General features: G+C 44.7%; 8 protein-coding genes. 3 read left to right on the top strand and 5 right to left on the bottom strand.

Annotation, left to right across the window (positions count from 1 at the left end; genetic code table 11):
• Positions 1–141 precede the first annotated feature (141 nt).
• Positions 142–786: an START domain-containing protein gene (locus ABW391_RS01625; protein WP_353480063.1), complete on the top strand. Its 645-nt coding sequence runs from the start codon at positions 142–144 to the stop codon at positions 784–786.
• Between the two features lie 14 nt (positions 787–800).
• Here ABW391_RS01625 and ABW391_RS01620 read toward each other — a convergent pair whose 3' ends face one another.
• The 4 genes from ABW391_RS01620 to ABW391_RS01605 are packed head-to-tail and all read right to left on the bottom strand — an operon-like array spanning position 801 to position 9,197.
• Positions 801–2,999 carry a DUF5916 domain-containing protein gene (locus ABW391_RS01620; RefSeq protein ID WP_353480062.1) on the bottom strand — a complete coding sequence of 733 codons (2,199 nt, stop codon included), beginning with the start codon at positions 2,997–2,999 and terminating at the stop codon, positions 801–803.
• A gap of 53 nt (positions 3,000–3,052) precedes the next feature.
• Positions 3,053–5,527 (bottom strand): hypothetical protein, encoded by a 2,475-nt coding sequence (locus ABW391_RS01615; RefSeq protein ID WP_353480061.1) that lies wholly within the window; start codon positions 5,525–5,527, stop codon positions 3,053–3,055.
• 23 nt (positions 5,528–5,550) lie between these two features.
• Positions 5,551–8,040, bottom strand: a complete 2,490-nt coding sequence (locus ABW391_RS01610; RefSeq protein WP_353480060.1) for a hypothetical protein — start codon at positions 8,038–8,040, stop codon at positions 5,551–5,553.
• Between the two features lie 2 nt (positions 8,041–8,042).
• Positions 8,043–9,197 carry a hypothetical protein gene (locus ABW391_RS01605; RefSeq protein ID WP_353480059.1) on the bottom strand — a complete coding sequence of 385 codons (1,155 nt, stop codon included), beginning with the start codon at positions 9,195–9,197 and terminating at the stop codon, positions 8,043–8,045.
• Positions 9,198–9,342: 145 nt separating this feature from the next.
• Between ABW391_RS01605 and ABW391_RS01600 the strand changes: the two genes are divergently transcribed.
• The gene (locus ABW391_RS01600; protein WP_353480058.1) at positions 9,343–10,017 is read left to right on the top strand and encodes a Uma2 family endonuclease; all 675 of its coding nucleotides are present in this window, start codon (positions 9,343–9,345) and stop codon (positions 10,015–10,017) included.
• Between the two features lie 27 nt (positions 10,018–10,044).
• Here ABW391_RS01600 and ABW391_RS01595 read toward each other — a convergent pair whose 3' ends face one another.
• Positions 10,045–11,214 carry a hypothetical protein gene (locus tag ABW391_RS01595; protein ID WP_353480057.1) on the bottom strand — a complete coding sequence of 390 codons (1,170 nt, stop codon included), beginning with the start codon at positions 11,212–11,214 and terminating at the stop codon, positions 10,045–10,047.
• A 208-nt stretch (positions 11,215–11,422) separates the two neighbouring features.
• On the opposite strand from ABW391_RS01595, the gene moaA reads away from it, so the two are divergent.
• On the top strand, positions 11,423–12,412 hold the full coding sequence (moaA, locus tag ABW391_RS01590) for a GTP 3',8-cyclase MoaA (RefSeq protein ID WP_353480056.1): 990 nt from the start codon (positions 11,423–11,425) through the stop codon (positions 12,410–12,412).
• The last annotated feature ends 37 nt before the right edge of the window (positions 12,413–12,449 follow it).

The raw sequence follows: 12,449 nt of genomic DNA, 5'->3' as shown, positions 1-12,449 counted from the left end.
ATGAACCGTTCGACTTCCTATTCAAAACCCAAAATCGGGAAGTTAATTTTTCTGCTTTACTTAGGCATCTCACTGACTGAAACAATCCACTCATTCATGCCGTTATTTATGCATACCACTGACTGTTAAAAACACCCAAAAATGAAGCGACTGACTATGCTCTGCTGGTTAATTGCCAGTATGCACTTCAATTTATTGTTTGCCCAAACCAATTCCTGGAAATTCCGCCATGACCACAATGGCGTACAGGTTTATACCCGCAAAGACAGCACTTCTGGAATTTTGGAGCTAAAACTGCGTACGGAAGTTCGCGCGAGCCTCCGAGCAGTGGTGGCTCTCGCATCAGATATCCCAAATCTCAAAAATTGGGCTTTCCGATTGAAAGAGTCTTACCACATCCGAACCATCAGCGAAACAGAAGGTTACCTGTACATGCGCACCGATTTCCCCCTTCCTTTTTCTGATCGAGACATGATCGTACACTACACTTTTAAACAGGATCCCCATACCAAACAGGTCACTTCTACCAGTAAATCCGCCTACAATTTAATTCCAGAAAAAGAAGGCATCGTCAGGGTCAGAGCCATTGAATCCAAATGGACATATACCCCTCTCCCTGGAGGCATGGTGCGCCTGGAATACCAACTCAAGTCCGACCCAGGTGGAAGCATCCCCAAATGGCTGATCAATTTGGCCGTAGATGATGGCCCGGTCAAAAGTGTTCTTGGCCTCAAGCAACAGTTGGGGAAGTATGAGCAAGCTACTGTGGGTTTTTTGAAGGAGTGACAATTGGTTTTATTTTATCCATTCCACCAATAGGTCAACTTGGCCACCAAGGCTCGATTTCGGATTCTCAACCCTTCCGAATAATAATTATCGGTGTATACGATGAAGAAATCCGATGCTGGGCTGTAGCGCCATTGCACCCGCAGATTGAGGTTCACGTTTTTGTTTTGGTTGTTGAACTGGATAAAATTGGTGAAAAACAACTTATTCGTCAGGGTAAGGTCAATCCGGGGGCCGATCAACCAAAAATTCCAGTCGGTATTTTTAAGTTGGGTGGGTAAAACTTCTACATCATCAAATTCGATGCGGTTGTAATTGACACTCATGGTAATGGCAGCAACGGGCTGCAAACGGTAACCAATGTCTCCTCCAATCCGCAAACGGCGCCCCTGGGCAAAGTATCCACCATATCGAAAGGTAGCAGAATAAGTAAAAAGGCTTTGGGGTTTGGAAGTGAAGTCACCACCAAATGAACCCCATTTGTGTTCAGATCCCGTAGCCAGCGTATTGCCCGCAAAATTGGTTGGATCAAACGGACTGAGCAATTTTACATAATCACGTGCTGTCCAAACCGTCAATTCCCGCCGGTTTTGAAAGCTAAAACGATAGACCAAGACATGGGTATACTCCGTTTGCTGCCCAGTTGGATTCAAATATTGGTTGTACATGAGCAAAGGGCCATGATTGATCAGCACTTTTGATTTTGGAAAAAAAAGATACCCCACTTGTCCATTCAAATACTGGTAATTGGTTCTGGGTACGTAACCTACTTCTGCCCGGTAGTTTTTGCCCACACTTTCGTATTGAAAAGCATATGTCCAGCGGCGGGCGCTGTACTGCAAATTGGCAGCCAGTACATGGTCTTTGGTGTCAATGCCGGGTGAAAATGATTTGAGGTACATCAATTTTCCTTTCCAGACGTTGTTGGAAGATAGCAGGTTGTATTCAAAGCCCAGGTTGCGGTTGTAGCGTTTGATTTTGGTAGGATCGGTTACCGTTTCAAAATCCAGGGTTTCTTTGTTGATGGCCAGCGCAGTGATGTTGGAGCGCGCAAAAATTTGCCGCTGCACGGCCATTACCGCAAAATTCTGACGGGGCGTTCCCTGTTCATCGGCATTGGTTTGCATGTCCATTGCACCGATGCGCCACTTTTTGTTCAATTTCCCACTCAAACGTGCGCCGTACTGAATTGGCGTATTCAAGCCAATGCGGCGCGAAAAGAAAGGTCGGATCGAGGCATAGCCTACATTGGCAAACAAATCCCCGTTTTCCAGAAAAAATTGGCGGCGTTCAGGAAAAAAAAGCTCGAATCGATCGAGGTTGGTTTGTTGGCGGTCAACTTCAACTTGAGCGAAATTCGGATTGACGGTCAAGTCGAGATTCAGGGCAGAAGTAATGGCGATTTTGGCGTCTACGCCCACATCTCCCTTGATGCTGCCTGGTTTGTTGCTGGTATAATCTTTCCCGGTATTGGCCAGGGCATAAGGAATGACCGAAAAATTGGCACCGGCAGGTGGCGGTGGCTCGTCCCATACCAATACGCCAGTATAGGCCAATGACGCCGTTGGAAACTGCCGGGGTACCGGAGTCCAGGCAGATTTTTCGGTGGTTTTCATGTCCAGACGACTAAAGTTGATGCCCCAACGGGTGATGCCACTTTTGTAGCGTAGGGTTTTGAAAGGCACGGCCATTTCAAATGTCCATTTATCGTCTTCGGTTTTGACTTCGGAAGTCCACTTGTTGTCCCAACTCAGGTTGGCGCTGCCCCCTTCAAAAAGCAAACCATCCCATTGAGCACCTTCTGCGTTGGATCCAAAAGTAAAACCGTTGGTAAGGTCGTCAAAAGGATCCATAAAAAGCAGGAAATTGTCATTGCGGCCAAAGTTGAAGTCGCGACGCAAAGATTCGACCATATATGGGCCAGGAAGTTTTTCGTAACAAGTGGCCAGAAGGTACATGTTTTGCTGGTCGTACAGCATGCGCACTTCGGTACGCACCTTAGCTTTGCTGGTATCCATGGGCAATACCATGTAAAAATCAGAGACCATCTCCGCTTTGCTCCAGGCCGGATCATCGCCAGTACCATCAATCTTGATGGGGCCATCGGCACGGTGAATGTGGTATTCAAAAGCGGCATTTTTCTTTTGGGAAAAAAGCAGGTTGAAACAAAGCAGCAGCGGTAGGATGCTTGTGCAGCGTCGGAAAAGGTTCATTTTGCAAGCGATCTAAGGTACAGACTGTACAATTTAAAAATTGTGTCAGTCAATTATTTCCTGAAATAGTCGGCCAATTCGGGGCAATTCCTGAGACATTCTCGGTATGCAGCCGAATTTCCAAATTGATCGCGGAAGGTATTGAAAAATGGTGAAATGTAGGGTTCCTTTTCTTCATCATCCCAACGTCGAAGTCCTTTGTTCATCTGCGCAAGTTTATCACAAGACCCCATCATGAAGACAATCCGGGCAGCCAGCTCTGCGTCAGGCTTGGCATTGTAGGCTTTTTGATAGTAGTCCAGTGCCTTGTTCATTTGATAATACTCCTTAAAATAAGTCTTTGCATTGGGCGCAAAAGAAAAGCTTTCAATTAAAACATAGTCTTCCCGTTCCAGCTCCGAATTTGATCGACCATAGCTGAACATCATCCAGTTTTGCCCCCAATAGGTGAAGTTGTAATAGGCATTTCCCAGTAAATAGCAGGCTTCGGCTTGTTTTGGTCCGGCTTGTTCGGCCTGTTTTTGTAGGTCAATCATCCGCCGCAAAATCAGTTTCTTATTGCAGCTTGTCTGTGGTTCGCCCTGCCAAGGATAAGATTCAGCCGTTGCAAAAGGATCATGATCCAGATTTCGCTTGAACGCATAGGTTTCATCCCAATAATTGTCGGGCAAATGTTCAAATGCCTCTAATGCTTGAGACAAACGATTTTGGCGAAAGGCAATGGTCCCTTTAAGGTCATACAATTGCTCGATGGAAGGTACAACGTCGATAATGACTGAATCTTCCTGTGGATTGATTCGGTAGTAGTAATGTCTTTCTTTTTCCAAGGCATCAAGTGGTGCCAGCAGCAGTTTTTCCAGTGCAGATGGCGTTTTTTTGTTTTCCTTTAGGGCAATAATTTCGTCCAGATCGCTAAGGGTAGCAAAGCGATCGAAATAACTGATCGATTCGTAGTACCCAGAGCTGAGGTAAACATTCTTGGGAATGAATTTACTGCGGTTGTAAAACAGCCCGGCAGTTGAGCTTTCGCCTTTTTGTTGAAAGAGTCGCGAAAAGTGGAGCAAGAGTTTGGGGTATATCCGGATTCCTGCTTCGGCAGCGCCGGCATATGCTTTGACCCGCGCCAATCCGCGGGCGATTTCATCTTTGACTTGCGGGTAGCGAATATCGAGTTGTTCAGGTAAAATGAGCAATTGGGTCAGGTTCTTTTGCAGCTGAATGGTGGGGGTATTGCGGTCTTTGACCCTTTCGAGTTCTGCATTCGCCAAAATAGGTTTTTGTTGCAGGTAGTAAAGGTGCGCCAAAGCCAAATGCGCAAAATCCGCTTGTTGAAATTGAGGGTTTTTCAATAAGCCTGCTAATAAATCAGCCAATTCAGCCAAATACTCCAAATCTTTAGCCAGGTTTTTTTTCAAATATGGAATTTCCTTTTCCAACAAACCCGCGCTTTCACCCGGCATATAGGAGCGGTTTTCCCCGTTGAACGCAAAATCGTAATTGTCATATTGGTAGCTTCCAAAAAAAGTGACCCGAGCTGTAAGCATCCAATCTTCCAATTTATTGATTTCACGGGTGATCAAATGGGGCAGGTAACGCGAGTTGGGGGCAACCTCGGCCAGGGATTTCAGCAAATCGAATGCTTTCCCCGGATGCTTGTAGGCAGCGATGGCATAAACGGCTGCTTTTTCCCTGGGGGTACGCGCTTTCCGCAATACATCCGCTAAAAGTGATGGGTCAAACAACTGGAATACCCGGATTTTTTTTGACTCAGAATGGTCAAATACTTTAGACATCAAATAAGCCGACTCTACAACATCGCCTTGTGTAGCAATTACTTCAGCTTTATGGAATTGCGCCCAAGGCACCAATACACTGGTAGTATCGTCCCATCCAAAGTAATCCTCGCAGTAACGGGTGCATTCATCCGCATTTTCTGCATAGCGAAACTGTACCACCAACTGATAAGCGTAACGGCGTTTTAGAAAAGGATCTTCAAGTGTTTTTACTTTTTGTTGCGCCTGTCGAATCAAAGGGGTGATTCGTTCATAAAAGTCTGACTCCGTTTCATCCAATTCCCAGGGGTCTGAGGATGAGAAATGGGCAAATTCTGCCTGCATGGCCAATTTGAGGTAATTTAAAGCTTCTGCTTTTTCGGGTTGCAACAATTGTTGAATGAAAGCATTCCGAGGATATTTTACACTCAATTGATTGACTTCCAGCGCATCCAGAAAGTACTCCGGCCCTTTTTTGTACAACACCTCCAGCACATCACTTTCGCGTACTTCTGGCCCCAGATAAGCCATCCATTCCTGACAATTGCGGCGATAGTCTTGCAATTCAGGATCGGCGGCATATTGAAACCCATAATAAAAACTCAAATCAAACGGATGCAAGGCGGGATCTTCGGTCAACCTGGGATTGAACCATACGATGCGGAATTCGTCGCGTTGAAAATCGATGCCGCAGCCGTTGGTGCGCATGGTGGGCAAGAGTAAGAGAACAATCAATATGGGTAGATAACGAATCATGGCAATTAATTTTTTTGAGTTCCTTACCTGCTCTTGAAATAATCTGCCAACTCAGGGCAACTTTTGAGGCACTCCTTGAACGCTGCGGTGTGCCTGTACTTATCGCGAAAGGTAAGAAAAACAGGAGAAAAAAACCGCTTGTACTCCTCTTCCGAAACTCCATAATTTAGATAGCCATTGCCAACCGTTGCATATTTCTCACAATGCCCTAGCATATAGGTTGTTCTAGCGGCAAGTTCGTCATCTGGTTTGCTATTGAGTACCATCTTGTAATAAGAAACCGCTCGTTTCATTTGCAAATATTCTTCGAAATACTCCTTACTAAGGCGTTGAAAAGGTGCGTGTTCATTTGAAACCCATCCATAAAGGCAATAATTGTACTTACCATAACTGAACATCATCCAGGAATTGCCCCACAAAGTAGTGTTAAAGTAGGCATTGGCCAAGCAATAGGCAGCTTCAGCCTGTTGAGCCCCTGGTTTAGAGGCTTTCTCTTGCAAGGCTATCATTTTTTTCAACACTGCAATTTTATTGATTGGTTTTTGCTGCTTCCCATGCCAGGGAAAATGCTGTGTGTCTACGAAAATATCGTGCTTGAGATAATCTGCAAATTCATAATTGTCTCTCCAGTAAGTATCCGGCAAATGCTCAAAAGCAGCGAGCGCCTCTTTCAATCGATCTTGACGAAAAGCCATAGTGCCTTTCAAATCATACAATTGTTCGATACTGGGTAAAAAAGAACGGATGTCTTCTGATTCATTCATTCGATCGTATGCCCAATCATAGCTAAACTCTTGTACCTCTTGGATGTTTAGGGAATCCGTCAACAGTTTTTCAAAAGGATTCTTACTGGTTTTACTCACCAAATTGATCAATTGATCCAAGTCTTCCATAGATGCAAACCGGTCAAAGTAGCTGATCTGGCTGTAATAGTAAGTACCCCATCTATCCTCTGAACTTATTGGGATAGCGCTACTTCGATTGTACATCAACCCTGCCGTTACGATGTCTCCTTTCTGTTGGTACAAGCGAGAAAAATAGAGCATCAGCTTGGGATAAATGCGCAATCTGCTTTCCAACAAATCGGCATGGATCAATATTTGGTGAAAAAGATCTGCGATTTCAGCCTTTGCTCTCGGGGTTTGGATGTCCATCAGATCAGGCAAAATCAGCAATTGAATCAGACTTTTTTGAAGTTGAATGCGGGGATCTTCTTTTGCTGTGATCTGATCCAAATGCTGCTTTGCCCGTGCTGGCTGATGATCCAGATAATACAGGTGGGCAACAGCAAGGTGCGCGAATGACTTTGCAGGGAACCGAGGATTTTTCAACAAGGATTCAAAAAGGCTTCGAAGCTGACGGGCATAAGCCAGATCCTTGGCGAGGTTCTTTTTCAGGTAAGGTATGTCTTTCATCAACAGCCCTCGGTTTTCGGAGGGCATGAAATCAACACCATCAACATCACCATAGAAATGGTCACTTTCGTCAAAAAACGTAACTTTAGGAGTCAGCAACCAGTCTTCGATTTTATTGATTTCTCGCACCAACAATTGAGGCAAGTAGTGCGAAGCAGGATTTAATGCGGCGATGCGCTTTAGGTTGTCCAGGTTTTGACCCGGGTTTCTATAACCAAGCAGTGCCAGGATAGTGGATTGCTCTTGTTTGTTTTGGGTTAGTTTTAAAGCCTTCACCAAGTTATCTCTTACGACCAAATGATGCACGCGGTATTTTTTGGATTCGCACAAATCAAATACCCTGGAAAGGATGTAAGCGGATTCGTCCTGTTTTTCTGAAGGCAATATTTCTGCTTTGTGCAGTTGCGCCCAGGGCATTAAGACCGATCCTGGACGATTCAGCGGAAAATATTCGTCACAGTACTTCAGACTTTGCGCTCCTTTGCCAGTATAGCGGCTTTGCACCACCAGTTGAAATGCGTATCGCCGTTTCAAGAATGCGTCTTTTACCGTTTTGATCTTTTGCTCGGCTTTACTGACCAGCAATTTTAGTTTGTTGTCAAAACTGAAATTGTCTTCTTGCAACATCCAGGGATCGGTATCCGCAAAATGGGTGAATTCTGAACGTAGTGCTAGGTCGAGGTATTCCAAAGCATCGGCGTGTTCGGGCTGCAGGATTTTTTTTACAAACGTATTCCCTGGAAAAAGATCAACCAGCCCTTTTTCTTCCATTGCAGAAAGTACCAGGTCTGGCGTCGTATCGTAGATCACTTTTTGTACATCCTGAACGCGTACCTCCTTTCCCAAATAATCGGCCCATTCCTGGCAATTGCGTTGGTAATCTTTTTTTTCCGGATCCGAAGGTTCGTAATAAAAAGGGATGCCGTAAATCAAATGCAAGGAATGGGTGGCCGCTTCTCCAACCAGTGCCGGATTAAAAAATACCATCCGGTATTCATCGTGAAAATAATAGACCCCACAGCCGTTGGTGCGGCCCATAGGCACTGCGCACAGCAACAAAATGGCCACACCTATTTTAAGATTACGAAACGTCAACATGGCTAATTTTTTTTCAACGTTTCAAAATAAGCACCTACCTCGGTCTGGTTCTGTTTGATTTTGTCGTAGTCCCAATCAAAAAAAGCTACCCTGGAAAAACGGTGGCCAATTCGTTCCTTTAATGCTTTTAAGGTTTCATTCATTTGTGCGGGGGTAGGGCCGTCCATCCGAATCAGGTCGCCTTCGCGCAGGTAGTCTTGCCCAAGTACGGTGTCTTGCAAAACCCGGTATTGATTGTCTTGCTCATGCTTCAAAAAAGTGTTTGCTCCAGATTGCTCTGCACTAAAATTGCGCAGAAGTCCTTGAAAAGCTCCCGCTCGATACCAGGCGCCCCAATTGAAGATGGGCAAAGCCAGTTCCATTTCCAGCGGGTATATTCGGCCTTTCAGGTATTGCTTTACCACCTGTGCGTCCAGAATGGCGTTGGTCTCAGATTGTTTTTTTGGATCGCCGGTGTTATAGCACATCAGCATCACTTTGTCTACCGGAGGGATGCCCATTATTTTGCGATCCCGGTATTGGTGCAAGCGCAGGGTTGAAGTAATCGTTGTCCCGGCTGCCGTTTGTTTCAGGAGTTTTAAGAATGAAAAGTATTTGTCGCGGGTAGTTTGCGTCCAATCGCAGTCAATTTGTAGTTCAACTACCTTATTGCGCCACTGGATTTTTAGGGAATCGAGAATGTCGTTTCTTTCCTCCCAGGTCAATTGTGGGGGCATCCCATCCAAGTAGGAATAGCCATATACACTTTGAGTCAGGTCTTCGGTTATCTGACTGACCTTACGGGCTACCTTATCGGCCAGTGCAGGAAGGTCTGATTCCTTAATGCGTTCGAAAGTGCGATTGGTGATGTACACGGCAGGGGTAACGGTACGTTTTTCCCAACCATTCAAGGGGTGGTAATAATCCAGATTCAAGATACCTCTCGGGATTGCTGATTCGTAGCCCGCGCTCCAGTCTACATCAAAATAGCGGAGGTAAAAATGCTGGTTGCCCAATTGATCGGCCAACTCGGCAGCTGCCGGTGCAAAGTCAATGGTGGTTTTCCAGTAATAAAAGGCCGGGCCAGTGTCTTTGATTTCCTGACCTTGGCAACTGGGCAGCGTTATAGAAATACTTGCCATCCAAAGGACTACAACGAATCGGATTTTTTGAGACATGTAATTAAACATAGATAGACATTATGGGTAGAAAGATAAGCAAGCTGGGGCAATTATTGTGGGAAAAAATGAAGCAACCTCAAAATGCAGACTTTACTTGTTTTTTAGACAAAAAAAGACTTAATTTGATCAAAACTTTTAGACCATGCTGCTCGCATCCGAAGAACATCAAATTGCGACAATTCTGGAAAGTCCTAGTGCTCCGTTGGTAGTCAACAAACTGATGGCCGCATTGGAAGACGAGAAAAGAAGGCGACAAGAATTTTACCGCGACGTTGATGATGACATGAAAGTGGAATTCATCAATGGAGAAATTATTGTGCATTCACCAGTGAAAAAAGAGCATACGGATGCGACTGGGTTTTTGTACCAATTGCTAAATGTATTTGTACGCGTTCATAAATTGGGCTACGTTGGTTACGAAAAAGTCCTGACCGCACTCACCCGCAACGACTATGAGCCAGATGTGGTTTTTTTTGGCACAGAAAAAGCAGCAAGTTTCAAAAAAGGGCATTGGAAATACCCTGCTCCTGATTTTGTAGTTGAAGTATTATCGGACAGCACTGCCCACCGCGATCGAGGTATTAAATTCAATGATTATGCAGCTCATGGTGTGGAAGAATACTGGATTATTGATCCTGAAGATGAAACCATTGAACAGTATTTTATTCAGGATGAACAGTATAAACTACACTTGAAAATTGGCGAAGGAATCATCCGCAGCAAAGTTGTGTCAGGTTTTGCCATTGAAGTTCGTGCGGTTTTTGAAGAAGCAGTACACCTGGAGACCCTAAAAAAAATACTGAACCCAGATGCGTAAGTATGACGCATGTTTCTGCGTTACGAACTAAAAAATTTTCCAGCCCAGTACCAACGCTACCTTGGACAATTTCGATTCCAAAGCAGTATACAATCCCAACAAATCCCGATCCTGGTACCAGCGCATTTCCGCGCTGAATTTTTTATAGCCCATTCCCGCTCCGAAGGCAAACACATTGCCACCCAGTAAGTCATATTTGGTGCCATCGCTCCGACTTAAGGCCGATTTGAAGTTGAAATCAAAAGCATAGGCCGCAGACAAGGAAAATCTCAAATCGGGGCTTACATAAAAGTAGTGCCGTAAGCCAACCGGAAGCTCCAGTGAGCGGTAATTGATGGAGCTCAAATCGCCCCGTATGGCGTCCGTTGAGAAAAAAGCCTGTAGGTTGGGTTCAACAAAAAAGGCCCATTTGCTTTTGTTGAAAGGCAACACGAATTCTGCATCCAATCCAAGGCGTGGAATGATTTTTTGTGGGAATCCATCTACTCCTTTGAAGGTAAACGAAGAAAAACTAAGCCCGGAAGTAATGCGCACATTGAACAGGTCTCGCTTGATTTTAGGTTCGTAATTCAAAAACTTAAGCCCCATACATTGGTGGTAAGTCGAAAAATACCGAATGAGTTCTGATTTGTAGTAATCCAATTCCTTCAGCGCATTCGATCGGTCTTGCGGGCACTTTACAGAAGTGGCCAATTGTTCTCTGAATTCGGCATTGGTAGCAACCGTATTTTGGTCAACAATGTATTTTTTAAAAAGGAGTTGTTGGATTGAACCGCTGCCGACTTTGAAAAAAAACAGGATCAGATCGCCATCTGTAAAAGAATAAAGCGTTGCTTGGCCTTCAATCAGCACCCTCAAAAAAATTGCTTCGGTGCGAAACTCAGGGTTGCCCGCATAGCCCATTTTGCTTACATTCCCACTGGAGCGATCCATTTCGACTTTGGCACGAATGTATTTTGAAAAATTATACACGCCAAATTCCTGTACTTCGTTGATGGAAGCGGTTATTGTTTTGTTGCTGCCCGGGCTTTGAAACCCAAATGAATTCGGGTTGTTGCTCCAATCCGAATTTTTGATTCCACACTCCGTTCTTTTGCCTTCATTGTCAATAAAATAAGCCCTTTCAAAACGGATTTGGGCATCCAGTGTTTCCAAAATTCCCACTATCAGCATTAAAGCAATGAGCGTTTTTTTCATGGTTTCGATTTTTTGGACAACAAATCAAAGCAAATAGATGATCAACCTTTCACTAATTTTACTACCTTTCTTTGATTTTAAAATTAGTCAAAGAATCCACATTTAATCTGGTCAATTACCTAATGTGGCAATAACGACAACTACTTGCACAATAATTGAGTTTATTGGAAACAAGTCCTTTAGAACGAAGTCCCTCAAAACATAAAGCATGCTATACGACAATCATGGGCGCAAAATCAACTACGTACGGCTTGCCGTTACCGACCGCTGCAATTTGCGTTGTTTTTATTGCATGCCCGAAGAGGGCATCAATTATGTAGACAAGCATGATCTGTTGTCTTACGAGGAAATGATCCGTTTGGTTGAACTACTTGTAGACATGGGCATCGATAAAGTGCGCATTACGGGCGGAGAACCCTTTGTACGCAGGGACATGATGGACTTTTTGCGCCACATCAGCAAAATTTCAGGATTAAAGCAAATCAACATTACGACCAATGGAACGACCACTGCTCCTTTGGTGCCTGAGTTGAAAGCCATCGGCATCAAGTCCATCAATTTGAGCATGGATACCCTAGACCCAGCTCGTTTTTTTGAAATTACCCGCCGCAATGTGTTCAATGAGGTCATGAATACCTTTCACGCATTGCTGGAACATGGCATCCAAACCAAGATCAACGCTGTGGTAATGGATGGAAAAAATACCGATGACCTGATTCCAATGGCCGAGTTGACCAAAAATCATCCGGTAAGTGTGCGGTTCATCGAGGAGATGCCTTTCAATGGCGAGGGCAACCACTACCAGGAATTGCATTGGAACCACCGTCGGATTCTTGAACTTTTGAAGACTGCTTTTCCCAATTTGGAAAAATTGACAGATCCCCCGAATTCTACCTCTTACAACTATCAGGTACCTGGGTTTAAAGGAGACATTGGCATCATTGCCGCTTATAGCCGTACCTTTTGTGGTACTTGCAACCGCATTCGCATTACTCCTCAAGGAGGCCTGAGAACGTGTTTGTACGACAATGGCGTTTTTAATATCCGCGATTTGATGCGTCAGGGCGCATCAGATCAACAAATTCGAGATACTTTTGTAACAGCCTTGGGCAATCGGGCCAAAGACGGCTGGGAGGCTGAAAAAAATCGTAACTTTGGCCTGCCTGTAACAGAGTCGATGGCCACCATTGGAGGCTAGCGCATGCCACATTAATTCAGCAGACGTTTGTTTGTCG

The sequence above is a fragment of the Haliscomenobacter sp. genome (assembly GCF_040403615.1).
In the GTDB taxonomy this organism is placed as follows: domain Bacteria; phylum Bacteroidota; class Bacteroidia; order Chitinophagales; family Saprospiraceae; genus Haliscomenobacter.
This window is presented reverse-complemented; position numbering and strand designations above follow the sequence as displayed.

What these genes read in the sequence shown, in the direction of transcription:
- moaA (WP_353480056.1), top strand. Translation starts at nt 11,423, where the DNA reads ATGCTATACGACAATCATGGGCGCAAAATCAACTACGTACGGCTTGCC.
- ABW391_RS01625 (WP_353480063.1), top strand. Translation starts at nt 142, where the DNA reads ATGAAGCGACTGACTATGCTCTGCTGGTTAATTGCCAGTATGCACTTC.
- ABW391_RS01595 (WP_353480057.1), bottom strand. Translation starts at nt 11,214, where the DNA reads ATGAAAAAAACGCTCATTGCTTTAATGCTGATAGTGGGAATTTTGGAA.
- ABW391_RS01605 (WP_353480059.1), bottom strand. Translation starts at nt 9,197, where the DNA reads ATGTCTCAAAAAATCCGATTCGTTGTAGTCCTTTGGATGGCAAGTATT.
- ABW391_RS01615 (WP_353480061.1), bottom strand. Translation starts at nt 5,527, where the DNA reads ATGATTCGTTATCTACCCATATTGATTGTTCTCTTACTCTTGCCCACC.
- ABW391_RS01610 (WP_353480060.1), bottom strand. Translation starts at nt 8,040, where the DNA reads ATGTTGACGTTTCGTAATCTTAAAATAGGTGTGGCCATTTTGTTGCTG.
- ABW391_RS01600 (WP_353480058.1), top strand. Translation starts at nt 9,343, where the DNA reads ATGCTGCTCGCATCCGAAGAACATCAAATTGCGACAATTCTGGAAAGT.
- ABW391_RS01620 (WP_353480062.1), bottom strand. Translation starts at nt 2,999, where the DNA reads ATGAACCTTTTCCGACGCTGCACAAGCATCCTACCGCTGCTGCTTTGT.